The sequence below is a fragment of the Bittarella massiliensis (ex Durand et al. 2017) genome, from assembly GCF_009876955.1.
Classification (GTDB): domain Bacteria; phylum Bacillota; class Clostridia; order Oscillospirales; family Ruminococcaceae; genus Bittarella; species Bittarella massiliensis.
Map to the genome: position 1 here is coordinate 44,152 of NZ_WWVY01000011.1, position 21,392 is coordinate 65,543.

Below are 21,392 nucleotides of genomic sequence, written 5' to 3' on the forward strand. Positions count from 1 at the left end.
GCGGGCCCGCAGGCCGGGCAGCGCCGGTTACTCCTCGACCTGGAAGGGCTCGTAGCCGGCGGCGATGAGTTCGGCGTCAAAGTCGGCCCGGGCGCGCTTCATGGCGTCCTCCATGGTGCCCTCGACGATGGTGAAGGGCACGCTGAACATCAGGTTGAGGGGATAGTCGAAGTCCTCGATGGTGCAGCCGTTCTCGTCCACCCACTTGCCCTCTTCGTTCTGGTGCTTGGCGCCGGTGAACCGCTCGACCATGGGGCGGGCGTCGTCCACAAAGGCGTAGCAGCGCTGGCCCAGGGCATAGGCGGCCCCGCACTCGACACAGGTGCCGGAATCGGGCTCCTGCCCGCGGCGGAAGTCGTTGAGGTTGGCGATGATCATGTCCGAGCGGCGGACGTGGTTGATGTCGTGGATGAAGCCGCGCTTCTCCTTCTCCTCGCGGGAGTCGTCCTTGGGGACATAGTCCTTGAACTCGTCGTCCCGGGCGGGGTTGGGGGGATAGATGCCGTCGATGCCGTACTTGTGGCTCAACTCCACATAGTGGGCGCCGATCTCGTCCCCGTTGGGCCAGAACATGTCCGGCCCGGCCAGATAGGCCACCGGGCGGCGGACAACGCCGTTTTTGTCGATAAACAAGTCAAACTCGCCTCCTGTTCCGGAATCATCTCCCCGGCCGCATCCCTTGTGCGCCGGGGGGAGGGAAAGGCCCGCAAAAAGGGCCCGGCAAAACTACTCCTCGACCTGGAAGGGCTCGTAGCCGGCGGCGATGAGTTCGGCGTCAAAGTCGGCCCGGGCGCGCTTCATGGCGTCCTCCATGGTGCCCTCGACAATGGTGAAGGGCACCCCGAACATCAGGTTGAGGGGGGAGTCGAAGTCCTCGATGGTGCAGCCGTTCTCGTCCACCCACTTGCCCTCTTCGTTCTGGTGCTTGGCGCCGGAGAACCGCTCGATCATGGGGCGGGCGTCGTCCACAAAGGCGTAGCAGCGCTGGCCCAGGGCATAGGCGGCCCCGCACTCGACACAGGTGCCGGAATCGGGCTCCTGCCCGCGGCGGAAGTCGTTGAGGTTGGCGATGATCATGTCCGAGCGGCGGACGTGGTTGATGTCGTGGATGAAGATCTTCTTCTCCATCTCCTCCGAGCTGTCGTCCTTGGGCTCGTACTCTTTGAACTCGTCCTCTCTGGCGGGGTCGGGGGGGAAGATGCCGTCGATGCCGTACTTGTGGCTCAATTCCACATAACCGGCGCCGATCTCATCCCCGTTGGGCCAGAACATGTCGGGGCCGGCCAGGTAGGCCACCGGGCGGCGGACAACGCCGTTTTTGTCGATGAACATCTAGCAGCCCTCCTTTTCCATATCCTCTTTGGCCCGGAGCAGGGCGTCGCGGAAGGTCCCCTCCACCATGGTGGCGTGGCCGGAGATCATCAGGTTCAGGGGGCCGCCCTCCAGGGTGAGGCCGTCCTTGTCGCGGCGGCGGCCCTGCTCGTCGAGGTAGGTCTCCTCGGTGAACTTTTCGCCGCAGCTGCGCAGGTCGTCCAGGTAGACATAGATCTTCTTGCCCCAGATATAGCCCACGCCAATTTCAAAGGAGGTGCCAGAATCGGGCTCCCACCCGCGGAAGTTGTTCATGTCGGCCACGATCAGGTCGCAGTTTTTGATGGATTCGATGTTCTTTTCAAAGATCACCTTGGCGGTGTCCTGTTTGGTCTTGCAGCTGCTGAAATCGTAGTCGGCAGCCACCGACGGCTCAAACCCCAGCTCTTCACAGATGGCCTTGTTGGCGGCGAAGATCTCTTCGCTGTTGGGGAAAAAGCACTCTGGCCCGGCAATATACACCTTGGGCTTCTTGTTCATGCTACACACTCCTTCTTCTTTTCCTTCGGTTTCTTGACCCATAAAAGAAATACAAGTTCAGTATACCTGTCCCCTTCTGGCAAAGTAAATGCACGAAAGGGCCAAAGAAAAAGGAAAATTCCCGTCACTTTGATGAAAACGATTTCGCAAGCGTTTGCCGAAAGCGCTTTCTCCCAAACGCACGAACCCCCTGCACCGCTGTATATGCGGCGCAGGGGGTCCATTTTTGCGGGGCGCTCAAATCTAGGGGCGGTCGCTCTCCCGCTCTTTTTTGCGCCCGCGCAGGGCAATGGCGAGGGCGCCGGCGGCCAGGGCCGCCAGGAGGGCCAGGATCAGCAGGCCGTCCAGGGGACAGCCCCGCATCCACCAGAGGACGGCGGCCAAGCCGGCCCCGGCGGAGAAAAACAGCAGGTCACACCACTTCATGTTCTTCCTCCTCTTCTCTGCGCTCCCACACCAGCCGCAGGGCAACATAGCCGCCGGTGATGACGGTGCCCAACAGGGCCAGCCAGTGGACGATGCAACTGCCGGGCGCGTGGCCGGTGTGAGCACCCCCGCCGAAAGGTCCCCGCTCCCCGGTGTAAGGGGCGCCACCCGCCTGGGTGGTCTCCCCCAGCTCCGCCGTCTGGCCGCCGCCATTCGGGCCAAGGGCGTCGCCCCCTTCCCCCTCGCCGGGGGTGGGAGAGGGCGGGGGCGCAGGGGTGTCCCCCTCCTCCTCTTCCACCAGCTGGTACCAGAGGAGGATGGTGGTGGTGTTCCCCTGGGCGTCCGCCGCCCCCCAGCGGATGAGGTAATCCCCCGGGTGCGCGGTGTCGATGGCGGCGATGGGACGGCCCGAGAGGTCGCTCATCTCCACCGGGAAATAGGTGAGGCCGTCGTCGGGCGCCGGCAGGCCGCTGACGATTTGATAGCGCTCCTCCATCAGCTCCCTGGCCTCTTCATCGGAAAGGCTGCCGCCGTAGAGCAGCTCCCGGCCGATGAGGACGGTGACTTTGTCCCGGATGAGGGCGTGGCGCAGCCCCTCCTCGTCGGTCTCGACGACAGGCGGCAGGGGATAGAGGCCCCCCTCCCCGCCGTCGGGGGAGTTGGTGTCGGGCCACCCATCCGGGGCGGGGCGTCCGTTCTCGCCCTGATTGCCGCCGGAGGCGCTGTCGCTGCCGTTTTCCCCCTGGCCGCCGCCGGAGGCGCTGTCGCCGCCATTCTCCCCCTGGCCGCCGCCGGAGGAGTTGTCGCCGCCGTTTTCCCCCTGGCCGCCGCCGGAGGAGTTGTCGCCGCCGTTTTCTCCCTGGCCGCCCGAGCCGCCGCCGGAGCCGCCGTCCGGGTGGTCGGGCACGATCACCACCGGCGGCTGCGCCGCCTCGATGATGCGGTAGGTCAGGTGGATGGTGGTGGTGTTCCCCGCCTCATCGGTCACCGTTTGGGTGATCACACAGCTGCCCACCTCCCCGGTGGGGAAGGACCCGCCCCGCAGGTCGCCGCTCATGGAGACCGGTCCCCGGGAAAGGGTGTCGGCGGGCCAGGGGAGGGAGGAGGTGATCTGGTAGCGCTGTGCCAGCCAGGCCTCTGCCTTCTCCCCCGTCAACAGCCCCCCAAAGGAGGGGTTGGGGCGGACATACTCCACCACCTCGTCGCAGATGTCCCGGTGCAGGCGGTTGGGGTCTGTCTCGTCGGGTTTGAGGGTGCCGTCGGGCAGCTCGTCCGGGAGAGGGGGGAACCCGTTCCCCTCCCCGCCGCCGGGGGTCACCACCGGCGGCTCGATGCCGCTGTCGTAGACAAAGTGGTAGGTCAGATGGATGGTGGTGGTGTTTCCCGCCCGGTCGGTGGCGGTGCGCTCCACCAGATAGGTGCCCTGGCGGGCGGTGTCCATGGTGTCGGTGGGCACCCCGCCCTTGGCGATGGTCAGTTCGCCCCAATCCAGGGCGTCGTCCGGCGCGGGCAGGGTGGAGGTGACCTGGTACCGGCGGGCAAAGAGGGCCTCCATCTCCGCCTTTCCGTAGCTGCCGCCGCCAGCGGCCGGGGTGGTGATCAGCTCGGTGATCTCGTCGTAGATGTCCCGGTGCATCTTCCCCTCGTCGTCAACGGAGGGGTCGGGTTGCTCGTCGGGCAGCTGGTCGTTGGGGACATCGGGGTGATAGCCCGGCTCCCCCTCGCCCGAGGGGGTGGGGCCGCCCACGTCGGGGGAGCCGCCGCGGAGGATATAGAGGAAGCACTCCTTGGGCAGGGCGGCGTTGCCGTCGTCGTCCACCCCCTTGAGGGAGAAGGTCAGCTTGTAGCTGCCCGCCGGCAGCTCCACCGCCACCGGCTGGGTGGAGCGGCTGCCGCTCTGCACCGGGAAGGAGGAGGCGGTGAGGCCCAGGCGCTCCAACTTCCAGCTGATTTGGTCGTCCGGCAGCTGCACCCGATTTTGCGACTGCCCGCTCAAATCGGTGTACGGGGGCAGGGCGTTGTGGGCAGCCGGGGTCTTGACCCCGTTTGTGGAGAGGTGGGTGATGGGGGCGTCGTCCCCCGCGATCATGTCAAAGGCCGTCCGCGGGACCAAGCCGCTGGGCAGCTTCTCCCCGTAAAAGACGAGGCTGTCGTCGGCCACGATGACAGGGGCCACGTCGGTGCGGGTGACGGTGAGCACCTTGTCGTCCGGCGTGACGTTGCCGGCCGCGTCCACCGCCCGGAACTGGTAGGTGCCCAGGGCGTTGCAGTCGTTTAGCGCCTGGTAGTCGCGGGAGGAGGCGCCGGTGTCCCCCGGCTTGGCCCCGCCCGGGGTCAGGGTATAGGTGGTCATGTCCTCCCAACTTGTGGCGCCGGGGCGCTTGACCTGGATCTTCCAGACGCCCGACACCCTGTCCTGCGCTCGCAGGGCCAGGGTGGAGCGGTCGGTGAGGGCCAGGGTGGGGGCGGTTTTGTCGATCCCCAAGCTCTCGCTCATGATGCCGGTGGTCCCCCACTTGGATGCAAAGCGGCTGCCGTCCTGCTGAGCGTAGAAGCTGGTGGTGGTCTTGCCCTCTTGGGTGAAGGTCTTGCCCATCCTGTCGGCGAGAACGCCGTCGAAGTAGGCCAGGTCGTAGTCGTTTGTCTGGATGTTCAAATCCACATTGCTGGTGTACCAGCCGTTGCTGCCCGCGGTGCCGGTAAGGGTGTAGTTGACATCGCCGGGAAAGACGCCGCCCTTCACCATGTCGGGGCCGATGTCGTGCAGGATATACGCCGACCGGTAGCTGCCAAAGGGGTCGTCCTCCACTTTGAGCCCCAGCTTGAACTGGGTCTCGGGGTCGCCGGTGACCTTGATTTTAAAGGTGGCGGAGATCTCGTCGTTGCCCACAAAGTTGAGGGCAATCTTCTTGGTCCCGCTGATTTGGGTGGTCTCGAACCCCTCGCTGACAAAGCCCGCCTGGTCGCCGAGGGAGAGGAAGGCGGGGATGGTCTCGCCGGCGGCGGCCAAATCGCCGTTTTTGAGGGTGACCCGGACCACCGCCTCCTGCCCCCGGCCGATGCCGCCGGTGATGACCCGGGTCTGATCCTTGGGGTCGAGATACTCCACCTTTACAAATTCGGGGGCAAAGTGGTCGTAGCCGATGGAGTTGAGTGTGACGCTCGACTGACTCTTGCTGAGAACGCTATCCACCTTGCTCTTTCGGGTAAAGTTCCAGTTCGACAGCAAGATGCTGAGACGCTGATTGGTGTCGAGTCCCAGCGGCGGGTACCCGTCCGCAGATTTGTTTTGATTGCTGGAAGATATTGTTTCCCCCGCAAACTGGGCGGACATGACTTGACTTTGGGCGTCCCAGGCGAGGACACTGCTTTTATTGCTGCCATATGCGTTCTCCCCACCGTTGTGCCAGGCATACCCACTCGCTACGCCCGGTCCGGTGGTGCCGTAGTTCAAATCGCCGCCTACGGCAGTAATGCCAAGGCCTGACCAAATTCCATTGAACTTGACATCGTGAGTGGAAACCAGCGCCAAAAGCCGTGTTGCGCCAGTTTGATCCTCCAGCAGGTAGAAAAGGTTATTCGCATCCAGCCTGTCGCTGTCCAAAGCGGCCATCGGTGAGATGGAATAGGAGATGCCCATCTTCCAACTGGCTGTCAGCGGAACTCTCCACTTTGAAGTGATATTGCCAGAGCACCCTTTGCCGGAAGTCTTTTCCCCATAGTTTCCCTGGTAGTCCTGGTCATAGGCATTCCTTGTACCGGAAATAAAGTCGAACGTTCCTCCTACCGGTGACAGGGTACTACCGGACACTCTAAATGTCTGCGCCATTTTATCCATGCTGATGTTTTGGTGAAAGCCCTGCACCAGCACGTCGCTGGTCTCTTTCGCCAGCCCCTCCGCCAGCCCCGTCGTCGGGAGGGCGGAGGCGGCAAGGCAGATTGCCAGCGCCGTGGCCGCCGCCCTGCGCGCCCCTTGCCGCCAGCCTCTGTATTCCCGTTTCATCTCATTACACGCTCCCTTTTTTGCAGCTTGATTCTCAATAAGAAGGCCGGAAACGGGGAAAAGGGGTCAATTTTTTCAAAATCTCTACAAAAAATTTTTCCAGTGCGCCGTTTAGCCAACCTTGTGGTATACTGGATAGCAGATTTTGTCGAAAAAAGAGAGAAAGGGAATCATGCCAGTGGCCAAACAGGACCACCGCTCTCTGGGGGAGCTGGCGCGCCGTGCCGCCGAGGGGGACAAGGCGGCCTTTGATGCGCTCTATCGCGCCACCGCGGAGGCGCAGTACTTTCAGGCGGTTGCCCTGTTGCGGGACGAACACCTGGCCATGGACGCGGTGCAGGAGAGCTACCTGGCCCTGCACCACGCCCTGCCGGGCATCGAAAAGCCGCAGGCGGTGGTGGCCTACCTCAACCGCTGCGCCTTTCAGTGCTGCCGGCGGCTGTTGCGAAAGGAGGAGCAGGCGGTCCCGGTGGAGGAGGAGACTCTGGACCGCCTGCCCCAGCGCGCCAGCACGGAGGAGTTGGGCCGGCGGGAGGCTGCCCTCGCCCTGCAGCAGGAGTTGGCGCGGCTGCCGGAGGAGCAGCGGCTGATCGTCATCCGCCACTACTACCAGGGAGAGCGGTTCGCCGACATCGCCGCCGAGATGGGGATGTCCCTCTCCACCGTCAAGCGCCAACTGCGGCAGGCCAAAAGCCGGCTGCGCCGGGGGTTGGGGCAGCTGGCGGTGGTGCCGCTGGGGGTGGCCCTGCCGCGCCAGTTGCAGAAGGCCGCCCACACCCTGGGCAGCCGGGCATCCTTGCCCCCCGCCCCGGTTCGGGGGCAGGTGTCGGTTTGGGCCGTGGGGGCCAGCGCCACCCTCACCGCCGCCGCTGCCCTGCTGGCCGCCCAGATGCTGGCGGCCCCGACCCTCACCGCCGGCGTGCCGGGAGAGGCGTCCGTGCGCACGGCGGTGTTGGAGGCGGCGGTCCGCGGCCGCCCGGTGGACGGGGTGCTGGTCGAGGGCCCAGGGGGCGAGACCGCCTGGATGGCGGAGCCGGAAGGCGGGCGCTATACCCTCCCGGTGGGGGAGAACGGGCGCTACACCCTCACGGCCTTTGCCGGTGAGAGGGCGGTCTGCTCGGCGGCGGTGACGGTGGGCTGCATCGACCGGGAGGGGCCGGTCCCCCGCAGCGCCGCCCTGCAGGAGGGGCGCTTGTCGGTGACCCCGGAGGAGGACCCGGCAGGGCTCTCGGAAGAGGACTGCTACCTCTGCCAGGGGGAGGCGCGCTATCCCCTGCGGCTACAGGGAGAACGGCTGGTGTTGGAAGAGGCTCTGCCCAGTGGTGACTACCTGCTGGTGCTCACCGACAAGTTGGGCAACCGGTCCGAGACCCCCCTGTCCCTCGCTTCGTCCCCGGTGGAGCGGTAGAATCAAAAACCAGCCGGGCGGAAGAATGACTCCTCCGCCCAGCTGGTTTTTGATTTCTGCGGGAGACCCGCTAGATTTTGGTGATGTCCACCACCTCGATGCCCTCGACGGTGCGGCCGCTGGCCAGCATCTTAGAGAGGACGTCGGCGGTGTCGATGGCGGTGAGACAGGGGATCTGCCGCTCCACCGCCTTGCGGCGGATGCGCACCCCGTCGCGCTCGGGGGTGCGACCCTTGGCCGAGGTGGAGATGACGTAGTCGATCTTGCCGCTCTCCAGCAGGTCCAGCACGTCGGGCGAGCCCTCGCCGATCTTCTTCACGGCGGTGGTGGGGACCATGTTCTTGTTCAGCCGCAGGGCGGTGCCGCCGGTGGCGTAGAGGTCAAAGCCCATCTGGCTGAAGCGGTCGGCGATGGGCACCACCTCGTGCTTGTCCTGGTCGCGCACGGTGATGAGCACCCCGCCGTGGTGCTTGAACTGGTAACCGGCGGCGCAGAGCCCCTTGAAGAGGGCCTCCTCGTAGGTCTTTGCCACCCCCAGCACCTCGCCGGTGGACTTCATCTCGGGGCCGAGCTGGGTGTCCACGTCATGCAGCTTTTCAAAGCTGAAGACCGGCACCTTGACGGCCACAAAGTCCTTTTCGGGGAAGAGGCCGGTGCCGTACCCCATCTCCGCCAGGGACTCGCCCAGCATGCAGCGGGTGGCCAGGTCGACCATGGGGACCCCGGTGACCTTGCTGATGTAGGGGACGGTGCGGGAGGAGCGGGGGTTCACCTCGATGACATAGACCTGCCCCTCGTGCACCACGTACTGGATGTTCATCAGCCCCACCACCCCGAGCTCCCGCGCCAGGCGGCCGGTGTAGTCGACGATGGTCTCCTTGATGGAGGGGGAGAGGGTCTGGCTGGGGTAGACCGAGATGGAGTCGCCCGAGTGGACGCCCGCCCGCTCCACGTGCTGCATGATGCCGGGGATCAGGTAGTCCCTGCCGTCGCAGATGGCGTCCACCTCGGTCTCGGTCCCCATGAGGTACTTGTCGATGAGGACCGGGTTCTCCAGCTCGTGGGCGGTGATGATGCGCATGTACTCCACCACGTCGGCCTCGGAGTGGGCGATGATCATGTTCTGCCCGCCGAGCACGTAGGAGGGGCGCAGCAGCACCGGGTAGCCCAGCTCCCCGGCGGCCGCCACCGCCTCTTCGGTGGTGAAGACGGTGTGCCCCTGGGGCCGGGGGATGCCGCAGCGCTCCAACAGGGCGTCAAAGCGCTCTCTGTCCTCGGCCTCGTCGATGGCGTCGGGGGAGGTGCCGAGGATGGGGACCCCCATCTCCTTGAGGGATTTGGTCAGCTTGATGGCGGTCTGCCCGCCGAACTGCACCACCACCCCGTCGGGCTTCTCGGTCTGCAGCAGGGCCTTCACGTACTCGGGGTTGAGGGGGTCGAAGTAGAGCCGGTCGCCGGTGTCGAAGTCGGTGGAGACCGTCTCGGGGTTGTTGTTGGCGATGATGGCCTCGTACCCCTTCTCCTTCAGGGCCCAGGCGCAGTGGACGCAGCAGTAGTCAAACTCGATCCCCTGGCCGATGCGGATGGGCCCCGAGCCGAAGACCACCACCTTCTTCTTGCCGCTCTGCTCCCGGGCGATGTGCTCGGCGGCCTCGTTCTCGTCGCCGTAGGAGGAGTAGAAGTAGGGGGTCTCGGCGGTGAACTCGGCGGCGCAGGTGTCCACCATCTGGTAGCCGGGGAGCCACTGCTCCGGCAGCTCTTTGCCGGAGAGGCGGGCGATGGTCGCGTCCAAAAAGCCCAGCTTCTTGGCGCGGCGGTAGCTCTCGGCGTCCAGCTGGCCGGCCTTCAGGGCCAGCTCCATCCGGGCCAGGTTTGCAAACTTGGCCAAAAACCACTTGTCGATCTTGGTGATGTCAAAAATCTGGTCGAAGGAGATCCCCCGCTTGATGGCCTCGTAGACCACGAAGAGGCGCTCGTCGTCGGTGACCGAGAGGAGGCGGACGATCTCCTCGTCGCTCTGCTCCTCCAGCTGGGGGAGGGTGAGGGTCTCCATCCCCAACTCGATGGAGACCACCGCCTTCATCATGGCCTGCTCAAAGCTGCGGGCGATGGCCATCACCTCGCCGGTGGCCTTCATCTGGGTGCCCAGGGTCTTTTCGGCGTAGACGAACTTGTCAAAGGGCCAGCGGGGGAACTTGACCACGCAGTAGTCCAGGGTGGGCTCAAAGCAGGCGCAGGTCTTGCCGGTGACGGCGTTGGGGATCTCGTCCAGGCTGTAGCCGATGGCGATTTTGGCCGCCACCTTGGCGATGGGGTAGCCGGTGGCCTTGGAGGCCAGGGCGGAGGAGCGGGAGACCCGGGGGTTGACCTCGATGACCGCGTACTCAAAACTGTTGGGGTAGAGGGCGTACTGGACGTTACAGCCCCCCTCGATGCCCAGGGTGGAGATGATGTTGATGGCCGAGGAGCGCAGCATCTGGTACTCTTTGTCGGTCAGGGTCTGGGAGGGGGCGACCACCACGCTGTCGCCGGTGTGGACCCCCACCGGGTCGATGTTCTCCATGTTGCAGACGGTGATGACGTTGCCCTTGCCGTCGCGCACCACCTCGTACTCGATCTCCTTCCAGCCGGAGATGCACTTCTCGATGAGCACCTGGGTGATGGGGGAGAGGCGCAGGCCGTTCCCGGCGATCTCCCGCAGCTCCTCCTCGTTCTGGGCAATGCCGCCGCCCGAGCCGCCCAGGGTGTAGGCGGGGCGGACGATGACTGGGTAGCCGATCTCGGCGGCAAAGGCCAGGGACCCCTCGACGGTGGTCTCCACCTGGGAGGGGATGCAGGGCTCGCCGATAGAGAGCATGGTGTCCTTGAAGGCCTGCCGGTCCTCGGCCTTTTTGATGGTCTCGGGGTTGGCGCCCAGCAGCTTGACGCCCTCCTCCTCCAAAAAGCCCTCTTCGGCCAGCTCCATGGCCAGGTTGAGCCCGGTCTGCCCCCCCAGGGTGGGGAGGATGGAGTCGGGCCGCTCCTTGCGGATGATCTTCTTGATGATCTCGGGGCGCAGGGGCTCGATGTAGATCTTGTCGGCCATGGCCTTGTCGGTCATGATGGTGGCCGGATTGGAGTTGACCAAAATCACCTCCAGCCCCTCCTCCTTGAGGGCCCGGCAGGCCTGGGTGCCGGCATAGTCAAACTCGGCCGCCTGGCCGATGACGATGGGGCCGGAGCCGATGACTAAAACCCGCTTGATGTCGCTTCTCTTTGGCATGGCTTATCTGTCCCCTTTCGCGTCTTTGATGCGGTCGATGAATTCATCGAAGAGATAGGCGGTGTCCTTGGGCCCGGCGCTGGCCTCGGGGTGAAACTGCACGGTGAAGCAGTTGTAGCGCTCGTAGCGGATGCCCTCCACCGTGCCGTCGTTGGCGTTGACGTGGCTGATGCGCCCCAGGTTGGTGTCAAAGCTGTCCCCCTCCACGGCGTAGCCGTGGTTTTGGGAGGTGATGAAGGTGCGGTCCAGATCCCGGTCCTTGACCGGCTGGTTGGAGCCGCGGTGGCCGTATTTCAGCTTGCAGGTGGCGGCGCCGGTGGCCAGGGCGGTGAGCTGGTGGCCCAGGCAGATGCCGAAGATGGGCACCCCCGAGGGCAGCAGCTTGGCGATCTCGGCGATGATGGCGGTGTTCTCTGCCGGGTCGCCGGGGCCGTTGGAGAGCATGATGCCGTCGGGCCGCAGGGCCAAGATCTCCTCGGCCGAGGTGTGGCCGGGCACCACGGTCACGCGGCAGCCCCGGTTTTGCAGGGAGCGGACGATGTTGCGCTTGTAGCCGTAATCGCAGAGGACCACGTGGTAGTCCCCCTCGCTCCCCTCGGCCTTGGGGAAGGAGGCGGGCGCGGTGCAGGAGACGGCGGCCACCGCGTCGGCGATGGTGTAGGCGCGGATCTGCTCGAGGAGGGCGTCCTTCTTCGACTCGTCATACTCGGTGGTGATGGCCCCGTTCATCACCCCGGACTCCCGCAGCTTCTTGGTGAGGGCCCGGGTGTCGATGCCGGCGATGGCGATGACGTTTTGCGATTTGAGAAAGGCGTCCAGGTCCATGGCCACCCGGAAGTTGGAGGGGGTCTCGCACCACTCGCTGACAATATAGCCCTTGACCCAGCTGCGGCCCGACTCCATGTCGTCGTTGTTGATGCCGTAGTTGCCGATGAGGGGGTAGGTCTGGGTGACGATCTGCCCGTAGTAGGAGGGGTCGGTGAGCACCTCCTGATAGCCGGTCATGCCGGTGTTGAAGACCGTCTCGCCCACCGTGGTCCCCTCGGCCCCAAAGGAGACGCCGGGGTAGACCGAACCGTCCTGCAGGACCAGCCAGGCCCTCTTGGTTTCATTCTGTTGCATGTGATGCCTCCCTGTATAAAGCAGTGTTTATATTCTTATTCGTATATTATCGGTCGGTGCGGGCCAGGCCGCGGATCTCGCTCACCGCGGCAAATCCGTGGCGCTCTAGGTACCGGTCGATGCCGTCGATGATGTCCAGGCAGATGTCGGGTTTGACGAAGTTGGCGGTCCCCACCTGCACGGCGGTGGCCCCGGCCAGCAGAAATTCCAGGGCGTCGCTGGCGGAGGCGATCCCCCCCAGGCCCACCACCGGGATTTTGACCGCCCCGCAGACCTGATATACCATCCGCAGGGCAATGGGGCGGATGGCCGGGCCGGAGAGGCCGGCAAAGAGGTTGGCAAAGACCGGCTGCCGCCGCTCCACGTCGATGGCCATGGCCTGGAAGGTGTTGACCAGGCTCAGGGCGTCGGCCCCGGCGTCCTCGCAGGCCCGGGCCATCTCGACGATGTTCTCGGCGTTGGGGGAGAGCTTGACCATCAGCGGCTTTTTGCAGACCTTGCGCACCGCCGACACCACCTGATGGGCCGACTGGCACTGGATGCCGAAGGCCATTCCCCCCGCCTTGACGTTGGGGCAGGAGATGTTGAGCTCGAGGATGTCGATGTCCGCCTCGCTCAAGAGGGCGGCCCCGTCCAGATAGCCCTGCAGGTCGCTGCCGCCCAGGTTGGCGATGACCGCGGCCCCGCAGCGGCGCATGAAGGGGAGGTCGTCCCGGAGGAAGGCCTCGACCCCGGGGTTTTGCAGGCCGATGGAGTTGATGACCCCGCTGGGGGTCTCGCAGATGCGCTGCCCCTCGTTGCCGTACTTGCCCCCCATGGTGAGCCCCTTGGAGGAGATGCCCCCCAGCCGGCCCACGTCGAAGAAGGGGGCGAACTCCTGCCCAAAGCCAAAGGTCCCCGAGGCGGCGATGACCGGGTTTTTCAGCTCCACCCCGCAGAGGTCGGTTCGCAGATCGCTCACAGGATCACCTCCTCGGCCCGAAAGACCGGGCCCTCTTTGCAGACGCACTTCGCCCCGTGGGCGGTCTTGCAGGTGCAGCCCAGGCAGGCGCCCACCCCGCAGGCCATGTGCCGCTCCAGGGAGAGCAGGCAGCGGATCCCGGCGTCCAGGCAGGCCCGGCCCAATTTCTCCATCATCACCTGGGGGCCGCAGGTCAGCACCCAGTCGTAGTCGGCCACCGAGAAGAGGTCGGTGACAAACCCCTTCTGCCCCTCGCGGCCGCTGTCGGTGGCCACCGCCACCCGCTGCACCGCGCCCTGCAAGCCCTCCAGTTCGTAGCTCTGGTCGCGAAAGCCGCAGAAGAAATCCACCTGGCAGTTTTGCAGGGATTTGGCGGTGTAGATCATGGGCGCCAGGCCGATGCCGCCGGTGACCACCGCCACCCGGCCGCTGACCTCGCCCACCGGGAAGCCGGTGCCGGCGGGGCCCAGCAGGGAGACCTGTCCCCCCGCCGGCAGCTGGGAGAGGAGGCGGGTGCCCCGCCCCCGCACCTCGTAGAGGAAGGTGACCGTCCCCTCGCCGGCGTCGCTCACGCTGATGGGGCGGGAGAGGAGGGGGTCGTTCCCCTCCCAGCCGCGGACCATGTAGAACTGGCCGGGGGCCGGCTGGGGAGCGCCCCCCAGATCGACCTTCATCTTGTAGACGGTCTCGGTCACCCGGTCGTTTTGCAGGATCTTATTTACCGTATACGCTGCAGGCACTGGCAATCTCCTCTCTGGCGCGGAGGACCTCTTTGCGGGAGGCCTCGGCGAACTGTCTCTCATCCCCGTCCTTCTTGTAGGCCAGCAGCACCCCGCGGGAGGAGTTGACCACCCCGCCGTTGCCCCGGCAGAGATAGCGGGCGATGTCCTCGGCCTTGCCGCCCTGGGCGCCGTAGCCGGGGATCAGGAAGAAGGTGGAGTCCAGGGCGGCGCGGATGGTCTCCGCCTCCAGGGAGGAGGTGCCGCCGATGACCGCCCCCACCGGGGAGTAGCCGTAGGTGCCGATGTAGGGCTTGCCCAGCTCCTGCACCTTTTTGCCGACGATGTCGTAGAGGGGCTCCCCCTCGCTCTGCAGGTACTGAAAGTCCTCCCGCCCGGGGTTGGAGGTGCGCACCAGGATGAAGAGGCCCTTGCCGCTTTGCTCCACATAGGGAAGGTAGGGGGTGACACTGTCGAGCCCCATATAGGGGCTGAGGGTGACGAAGTCGGCCTCGAAGTCGCCGGTGAAGTGGGCCTTGGCGTACATCTCGGCAGTCTTGGCGATGTCGCCCCGCTTGACGTCGGCAATGGCGACCAGCTCCCGCTCCCGCAGGTAGGCCAGGGTGTCCTTGTAGGCGCGCAGCCCGTCAAGGCCCAGGGACTCGTAGTAGGCGATCTGCACCTTGAAGCAGCCCGCCACGTCGGCGGTGGCGTCGATGATCTGCCGGTTGAAGGCAAAGACCGCCTCCCCCGGGGTCTGGTACTGTGCGGCCAGCCACTGGGGCACGTAGGAGATGTCGGTGTCCAGCCCGACGCAGATGGGGCCGCGGGCCGCCACCGATTCGTACAGTTTGTCGGCAATACAGATGTTCACAGCAGGTTCCTCCTTGTTTTACAGTCCGTTGTATTTTATCTGTTTATTTCAATTTGTCATTCCCCGTCCCGGGTGTAGGTGATCCTTCCCGCCTTGACGGTGCACTCCACCCGGCCGGTGAAGGTCTTGCCGTCAAAGGGGGTGTTTTTGGATTTGCTGTGCAGCTTGGCCGCCTTGACCCGATAGTGGGCCGCCTCGTCCACCAGGGCCAGGTCCCCGTCAAAACCAGGGCGCAGCAGGCCCTTGTTCATCCCCAACAGCTGGGCGGGGGCTTGGCTCATCATCCGGGAGAGCGCCTCCAGCGGCAGCCCGTTTTCCCGGCAGAGAACGGTATGGCAGACCGAAAAAGCGGTCTCCAGCCCCACCATCCCCGGCGACCCGGCGGCCTTGTCCGCCTCGGTGTGGGGGGCGTGGTCGGTGGCGATGGCGTCCACCTCCCCTTTCAGGCAGGCCTGGATGAGGGCCTCCACATCGGCCCCCTGGCGGATGGGAGGGTTGACCCGGTAGCCGCTGTCTTTGAAATAGAGGTGGTGGGGGGCCACCTCGCAGGTCACCCAGACCCCGGCGCCCTTGGCGGCGGCAATGGCGGCCATGGCCTCCCGGGTGCTGACGTGGCACAGGTGCAGGTGGGCGCCGGTGTGGGCGGCGAGGGCGATGTCCCGCACGGTTGCCAGGTTCTCCGCCAGCCGGTAGTCGTAGGGGGAGATCTCCATCTCCTCGGCGTGGGAGAGGACGGCCATCCCCTTTTCCTGGGCAATGCGCATGGCCCGCTCCATCACCGCGGCGCGGGCGACCCCCCGGCCGTCCTCGCTGATGCAGCGCACCTCGTCAGTGAGGGTCTTCAGGTGCTCGGTGGTCTCGCCGTCAAAGTGCTCGGTGACGCTGACGCACTGGTGCAGGTCCACCAGCCCGACGGCCCGGGCCCGCTCCACCGCGTAGCGGACCCCCTCCATGGAGGAGCAGACCGGGTCGGTGTTGGCCATGCAGTTGACGGCGGTGTATCCCCCGGCGGCGGCGGCCTGGCTGCCGGTGGCGATGTCCTCCTTCTGGGTGTAGCCCGGGTCGCGGAAGTGGCAGTGCAGGTCCACAAAGGCGGGCAGCACCGTCTTCCCCCCCGCGTCCAGCACCGGGCAGCCGGCGGGGACGGCCAGCTCCCGGCCGACAGCCTCGATCAGGCCGTCGCGGATGTAGAGGTCGGCGCGCAGCCGCCCGTTCGCGTCGCAGAGGACGCCGTTTTTCACCAGCAGGTCCATCGGTCTCTCCTCTCTCAATCGGCCAGTTGGTCGCAGTACCAGCAGCGCAGCCGGCCGCCCTCCTCCACAAAGCGGGGGGGCTGGGTGGGCTCGGCACAGGCCACGCACTTGGGGTTTTGACAGCGGTGGCCGGGGTGGTCCCCCGCCGGGGTGCGGGTGGGTTCCAGGTGGTTGCGGGCCCCGGTGACCGGGTGGCCGTCGGTGACCCCCAGCACCTTGCAGAGAAGGGCCATCCGGGCGAACATCCCGTACTGGGCCTGCTTGAAGTACCAGGCGCGGGGGTCGGCGTCCACCTCGGTGGCGATCTCGCTTACCCGCGGCAGGGGGTGCAGGACGATGGTGTCGGCCCCCGCCCCGGCCATCTTGGCCGCGTCGAGGATGTAGCAGTCGCGCAGCCGCTCGTACTCGGCCCGGTCGGCAAAGCGCTCCCCCTGCACCCGGGTCATGTAGAGGACGTCCAGCCGGCCGATGCACTCCTCCATGGTGCGCACCTGGTGGAAAGCCGCCCCCGCCGCCTCCATTTGGGCAATAATATAGTTTGGCAAAGACAGTTCTTCAGGCGAGATGCAGTAGAAGGTGACGCCTTCGTACCGGCACATGGCCTCGATGAGGGAGTGAACTGTTCTGCCAAACTTCAAATCGCCGCAGAGGCCGATGGTCAGATGGTCCAGTCGGCCTTTTGCGGTGCGGATGGTGTAGAGGTCGGTAAGGGTCTGGGTGGGATGCTGGTGCCCGCCGTCCCCGGCGTTGATGACGGGGATGCCGGCGTAAAGGGTGGCCGCCCGGGGCGCCCCCTCTAAAAAGTGCCGCATGGCGATCGCGTCGGCATAGGAGCTGACCATGCGGGCAGTGTCGGCCACCGTCTCCCCCTTGGAGGTGGAGGAGGCCGCCGCGCTCTGCACCCCAAAGACACGGCCGCCCAGGCGGAGCATGGCCGCCTCAAAGCTGAGGCGGGTGCGGGTGCTGGGCTCAAAAAAGAGGGTGGCCAGCAGCTTGCCGTCACAGGCGTGGGCGTAGGCTGCCGGGTCTTTGACGATGTCGTCGGCCAGGGCAAAGAGCTCGTCCAACTCCCGGGGGGAGAAGTCGGACGGGGAGATGAGGTTTCTTCCTGCAAGCATGGGCATTTCCTTTCTGCGCAGCGGCAGGGCCGGAGGTCTTTTGCAAACAAAACCGGCCCTGTCTCAACAAAGGCGGCCGTCACCAGCCGCTCGCGTTCCTGTCGGGCACCCTTTATAAAGGAAAGGCGGCGGACAAAAGAAAAGGAAGAACAAAACCCGGTTTTGTTTTTCCCTCCTGTCCGGCGCAGAGCGCCACATATTAAGTTGTATTTTAGCAAGTCGTGCCCGATTTTGCAACGGTGTGGAAACCTTTTTCCCGGGGAAAATGCGGTAAGGACAACCGCTTTTTTTGTGAAAAGTTCCAGAGTGTTTGCAAATTGTCCGGTTTGGGTTGCGCCCCTCCCCTTTTTCCGATATAGTGTAGACAGCTATTTCCCTTTTTCAGAGAGGGGCATTTTGGCAAGTCAGCGGCTGGCGCGGCTGTTCCCCCAGGGGGACGGATCGCCCGGCCGCTTTTGGGTGGACCGGGGGACCCGGCTGCCCGGGAGAGGAGATTTCCCTGTGAAACTGCAACATCTGTTTGACTCGCACGCCCACTACGAGGACGCCCTGTTCGGCGAGGACCGGCACCGCATCCTCGCCGGCCTGCCCGACCAGGGGGTCGAGTGGGTGCTCAACTGCTGTTCCGACCTGGGGGTGGCCCCGCTGGTGGTGGCGCTGACCGAGCAGTACGACTTTGTCTACGGCTCGGTGGGGGTGCACCCCCACTGGGTGCTGGAGACGCCGGAGGACTATCTGGACCAACTGGAGCGGCTGGCCCGCTCGCCCAAGGTGGTGGCCCTGGGGGAGATGGGGTTTGACTACTTTTTCGACGAGCCCCGGGACCTGCAGGAGCGCATCTTCCGCGGACAGATGGATCTGGCGCAGCAGCTGAAGCTGCCGGTCATCATCCACGACAGGGAGGCCCACGAGGACACCTACCGGGTGTTGGAGGAGTACAGGCTGCCGGGGATCGTCCACCGCTTTTCCGGCAATGTGGAGGGGCTGCGCCGGGTGCTCGACTGGGGGATGTACGTGAGCTTCAACGGCGACATCACCTGGCCGGAGTACAACGAGACCGCCCTCAAGGTGCTGGCCGCCACCCCCATGGAGCGGCTGCTCATTGAGACCGACGCCCCCTACATGCCCCCCAAGGTGCTGGAAGGGCAGCTCTGCGATTCCGCCATGCTGCCCCACATCGTCGAGGTGATCGCCCAGGTCAAGGGGCTCGATCCGCAGGAGGTCTGTGACATCTCCGCCAAAAATGCGCGCGAAATTTATGGTATAAATTAACAAACTGTACACAGGCGGGTATTGTTTTTTTGGGCTGCACATACTATAATGAGTTTAACCTACTGAAGGTGAAAGGGAGGAACGACTATGAAATTCAGCAAGCTGCTCTCGACCTTGGCGGTGCTGGCTTCTGCCGCGGGGGTCATTTACCTGGCATACAAGTTCTTCAAAAAACACTGTGTCTGCTGCTGCGACGACGACGGCTGCGAATACCTGGACGCCTACACCGACGAGTTCGGCGAGGATGACGAGTATGCCGACGAGTGCGGCTGCTGCTGTGGCGAAGAGGACGAGGACTGCTGCTGCGACGAATGCGCCGCCGAAGAGGCCCCGGCCGAGGAGAGCGACGCCCCCGCAGAGGAAGAGGACGAAGAAGAGAAATACTAGTCGAAATGTTTTTGGTCAATACCCGCATTTGGGTGTTGACTTTTTTTTGTCCTGTGATATAATAAATCTTGCACTTGAGAAATAGATATCGCGGAGTGGAGCAGTCTGGTAGCTCGTCGGGCTCATAACCCGAAGGTCGTAGGTTCAAATCCTGCCTCCGCAACCATGTGTTTACACCATCAGCACAGCGCTGGTGGTGTAATTTTTTTGTCGGCAAAAGCCCTCTGCCTCGCCGGTGGGGTTGCTCCCCCAAAAAGCGTCCGCTGCGATCATAGGGCCAAGCGGACCGCCAAGGGCCGAATGGCGTTGGGAAGGGGACGCCGCAAAAGAGCACCCCGCCCGTTTGCAGGCCGCAGGGCAGACGGGTGAAAAAATCTCAGTGCGCCTTCACACGCCCGCCGCCACCAGCCCCCTATGAAGGCGGTTCAATCCCCCGGCTTTGCCGGTGGGGATGGCCGGTCGCCCGGCAAAACCCGCTCTGCAAAACCACCCTCCTCTTCTCTTAAAATATCACGCCATTCTTCCTTTTTCGACAAGTTTCTGCTACACTGTTGAAAAAGGGGGCTTATATGATGAAAAAATTGCTGAGTGGAGCCATCGCCGTATGCCTGATCTGTGCCGCGCTCGTGGGGTGCGGCAAAGGTGGGGAGACCGCCGCCTCGGTCATTGCGGATCTAAAGGAAAAGGGCGTTCCCATCTCCTATTCCATCGTCTATGACGACGCGACCGACTCCAACGGCGAGGGGCCGCACGATTACAAGGAAAAGGGCAACTTTGCCGACAGCCGCCTGGAGACGGCGTACGACGAAAGCGAACCCGAGAGCGGCTCTGTGGAGATCTACAAAAGCGAGGCCGCGGCAAAAGCCCGCGCCGACAAGCTCAACTCTTTCAGCGTCCTAGACCTGCTACAGTACCAAATCGTCAAGGGCAACGTGCTCATCCGCCTGAACAGCGCCTTTACCGAGGAACAGGTGGCGGACTACACCGACGCCATCGGCGGCACCCTGTACCACTCCCCTTCCGCCTCGGTGCACCAAAGCCAATACGCCTACGGAAAATTCTTTGTGGAGCACGCAAAACAGCTCAAAGAGGGGATGACGCTGGCGGAGGCCACCGCCATCATGGGCTTTGCGCCGCGCACCTCCGCCAACACCTCCATCTGGTTTGACGAGGGCAGCAACAGCACCGTAATGGTCATTGTCGAGAGCGGCGTGATCAAGACCATCAACGCCATTTTAGAGGAATAGGGGAAAAGGGAACGGACAGGGCAAAAAGGGCGCACCCAGGTGCGCCCTTTCCAGTGAACAGGGAAATGCGGTCTCCCGCAACATTCCGTCGCCCTCCTTTCGCAAATCCCTTTTATTTTAAGGGGAAAGCTGTATACTAACGGAGAGAGCATTTTAAAACACCCCGATTCGCGGGGGAAGGGTGGCGACGGATGGAGATCATCAGCAGCAAACACGTGGTGGACATCGTCTGCCGGACCCTCGGGCGGGTCGACCGGCGGCTCACCGGCCATGGGGAGCGGGTCGCCGGGCTGGCCCTGCAACTCCTCCTCACCCAAAAGGGGGAGGCACTCTCCCGCAGGGAGATGGATCTGGTGTTGGCGGCCCTCTTTCACGACGTGGGGGCCTACAAGACCGACGAGATCGACGGCCTCCTCTCCTTTGAACGGGAGGGCGGCTGGGACCACGCCGTCTACGGCTACCTCTTTCTCAAAAACCTCTCCCCTTTGGGGGCGGTGGCCGACGCCGTCCTCTACCACCACTGCCCCTACCGGGAGCTGCGGCAGATCGACACCCCCCACCGGATGGGCGCCGCCCTCATCTGCCTGTGCGACCGGGTGGACGTGCTGGTGCAGGCGGGGCGTAAGGCGGAGGTCCCCGCCCTGCTGGCGCGGGAGCGGGGCAATCTCTTTGACCCGCTGTTGGTGGACCTCTTTTTGCGCGCCGACGGCGAGCGGCAGCTTTTGGACCAGGGGGAGGGCGCCCTCTGCGCCCCCCTCTGGGTGGCGGCCTCCCGCCTCTCCTTTGACGAGGGGGAGAAGCGCGCCTTTTTGCAGATGCTCGCCTACTCCATCGACTTTCGCAGCGAGTGCACGGTACTGCACACCATCACCACCGTCAGCGTCAGCCTTGCCATCGCCCGGCTGCTGGGCCTTGATGAGGACACCCGGCAGTGCATCTACTACGGGGCCCTCCTCCACGACCTGGGCAAGGTGTCCACCCCTGTCTCCATCCTGGAAAAGCCGGGGCGGCTCACCGGGGAGGAGATGGCCGTCATGCGGGAACACGCGGCGGTCACCGGCGAGATCCTGGGCGGATTTGTCCGCGACGACATCTACCGCATCGCCATGCGCCACCACGAAAAGCTGGACGGTTCCGGCTACCCGCTGGGGCTGCGGGGGGAGGAGTTGAGCCTGCCCGAACGGGTGGTGGCGGTGGCGGACATCGTCAGCGCCCTGGCCCGGGAGCGCAGCTACAAGGAGGCCTTTGACCGGGAGCGGGTGCTGGCCATCCTGGGGCAGATGCAGGCAGCCGGGGCCATCTGCCCGCGGGTGACCGCCCTCGTCTGCAACCACTACGACCGGCTGATGGAGAGCGCCCGCGCCGGCAGCGCCCCCGTGCTGGCCCTCTACCAGGGGGTACTGCGGGAGTACCGTACCCTCTCGGCTGAAATCCGGGCGGCCAGCCGGTCAGCCACAGGCCCCAGACCCGCCTGAACGCCGCCCTCTTT

The 21,392-nt window shown here is 64.8% G+C and carries 16 protein-coding genes, 1 tRNA gene and 1 pseudogene; 6 read left to right on the plus strand and 12 right to left on the minus strand.

Translation table 11 applies throughout. The features are described 5' to 3' along the window. Positions 1 to 27 precede the first annotated feature (27 nt). The 5 genes from GT748_RS12060 to GT748_RS12080 all read right to left on the minus strand — a co-directional run bounded on the left by GT748_RS12060 (position 28) and on the right by GT748_RS12080 (position 6,280). Positions 28 to 633: a nucleoside 2-deoxyribosyltransferase gene (locus GT748_RS12060; protein WP_021660223.1), complete on the minus strand. Its 606-nt coding sequence runs from the start codon at positions 631 to 633 to the stop codon at positions 28 to 30. 93 nt (positions 634 to 726) lie between these two features. Continuing rightward, on the minus strand, positions 727 to 1,332 hold the full coding sequence (locus tag GT748_RS12065; protein WP_059003156.1) for a nucleoside 2-deoxyribosyltransferase: 606 nt from the start codon (positions 1,330 to 1,332) through the stop codon (positions 727 to 729). Then, a complete protein-coding gene (locus GT748_RS12070; protein ID WP_021660225.1) occupies positions 1,333 to 1,851 on the minus strand; it encodes a nucleoside 2-deoxyribosyltransferase in 519 nt (172 codons plus the stop codon). A 243-nt stretch (positions 1,852 to 2,094) separates the two neighbouring features. After that, positions 2,095 to 2,277 (minus strand): hypothetical protein, encoded by a 183-nt coding sequence (locus GT748_RS12075; protein WP_021660227.1) that lies wholly within the window; start codon positions 2,275 to 2,277, stop codon positions 2,095 to 2,097. Further along, positions 2,264 to 6,280, minus strand: a complete 4,017-nt coding sequence (locus tag GT748_RS12080; RefSeq protein ID WP_143161587.1) for a hypothetical protein — start codon at positions 6,278 to 6,280, stop codon at positions 2,264 to 2,266. Before GT748_RS12080 ends, GT748_RS12075 begins: the two co-directional genes overlap by 14 nt. A gap of 172 nt (positions 6,281 to 6,452) precedes the next feature. On the opposite strand from GT748_RS12080, the gene GT748_RS12085 reads away from it, so the two are divergent. Continuing rightward, positions 6,453 to 7,688 (plus strand): RNA polymerase sigma factor, encoded by a 1,236-nt coding sequence (locus GT748_RS12085; RefSeq protein WP_021658487.1) that lies wholly within the window; start codon positions 6,453 to 6,455, stop codon positions 7,686 to 7,688. A 70-nt stretch (positions 7,689 to 7,758) separates the two neighbouring features. On the opposite strand, the gene carB is transcribed toward GT748_RS12085, so the two are convergent. The 7 genes and pseudogenes from carB to pyrB form a co-directional block, all read right to left on the minus strand. Further along, a complete protein-coding gene (gene carB / locus GT748_RS12090; RefSeq protein ID WP_021658486.1) occupies positions 7,759 to 10,950 on the minus strand; it encodes a carbamoyl-phosphate synthase large subunit in 3,192 nt (1,063 codons plus the stop codon). 3 nt (positions 10,951 to 10,953) lie between these two features. After that, entirely contained in the window at positions 10,954 to 12,072 is a 1,119-nt protein-coding gene (locus GT748_RS12095; protein ID WP_021658485.1) for a carbamoyl phosphate synthase small subunit, read from the minus strand. A 46-nt stretch (positions 12,073 to 12,118) separates the two neighbouring features. Beyond that, on the minus strand, positions 12,119 to 13,024 hold the full coding sequence (locus GT748_RS12100) for a dihydroorotate dehydrogenase (protein WP_044992016.1): 906 nt from the start codon (positions 13,022 to 13,024) through the stop codon (positions 12,119 to 12,121). 5 nt (positions 13,025 to 13,029) lie between these two features. Then, the gene (locus GT748_RS12105) at positions 13,030 to 13,773 is read right to left on the minus strand and encodes a dihydroorotate dehydrogenase electron transfer subunit (protein ID WP_044992010.1); all 744 of its coding nucleotides are present in this window, start codon (positions 13,771 to 13,773) and stop codon (positions 13,030 to 13,032) included. Next, positions 13,748 to 14,626: an orotidine-5'-phosphate decarboxylase gene (gene pyrF / locus GT748_RS12110; protein WP_021658482.1), complete on the minus strand. Its 879-nt coding sequence runs from the start codon at positions 14,624 to 14,626 to the stop codon at positions 13,748 to 13,750. Before pyrF ends, GT748_RS12105 begins: the two co-directional genes overlap by 26 nt. Before the next feature lie 56 nt (positions 14,627 to 14,682). Beyond that, positions 14,683 to 15,879, minus strand: a complete 1,197-nt coding sequence (locus GT748_RS12115; protein WP_021658481.1) for a dihydroorotase — start codon at positions 15,877 to 15,879, stop codon at positions 14,683 to 14,685. 203 nt (positions 15,880 to 16,082) lie between these two features. After that, a pseudogene (gene pyrB / locus GT748_RS12120) lies at positions 16,083 to 16,997 on the minus strand (aspartate carbamoyltransferase); the annotation flags it as partial. Between the two features lie 501 nt (positions 16,998 to 17,498). Here pyrB and GT748_RS12125 point away from each other — a divergent pair. The 5 genes from GT748_RS12125 (at position 17,499) to GT748_RS12145 (ending at position 21,378) form a co-directional block, all read left to right on the plus strand. After that, positions 17,499 to 18,269: a TatD family hydrolase gene (locus GT748_RS12125; RefSeq protein ID WP_161213569.1), complete on the plus strand. Its 771-nt coding sequence runs from the start codon at positions 17,499 to 17,501 to the stop codon at positions 18,267 to 18,269. An 87-nt stretch (positions 18,270 to 18,356) separates the two neighbouring features. Beyond that, positions 18,357 to 18,656, plus strand: a complete 300-nt coding sequence (locus GT748_RS12130) for a hypothetical protein (RefSeq protein ID WP_021658477.1) — start codon at positions 18,357 to 18,359, stop codon at positions 18,654 to 18,656. An 89-nt stretch (positions 18,657 to 18,745) separates the two neighbouring features. Continuing rightward, positions 18,746 to 18,822, plus strand: a tRNA-Met gene (locus tag GT748_RS12135). A 406-nt stretch (positions 18,823 to 19,228) separates the two neighbouring features. Beyond that, positions 19,229 to 19,903 (plus strand): hypothetical protein, encoded by a 675-nt coding sequence (locus GT748_RS12140; protein WP_044992006.1) that lies wholly within the window; start codon positions 19,229 to 19,231, stop codon positions 19,901 to 19,903. A gap of 191 nt (positions 19,904 to 20,094) precedes the next feature. Further along, the gene (locus GT748_RS12145; protein ID WP_021658474.1) at positions 20,095 to 21,378 is read left to right on the plus strand and encodes an HD-GYP domain-containing protein; all 1,284 of its coding nucleotides are present in this window, start codon (positions 20,095 to 20,097) and stop codon (positions 21,376 to 21,378) included. Positions 21,379 to 21,392: the final 14 nt, after the last annotated feature.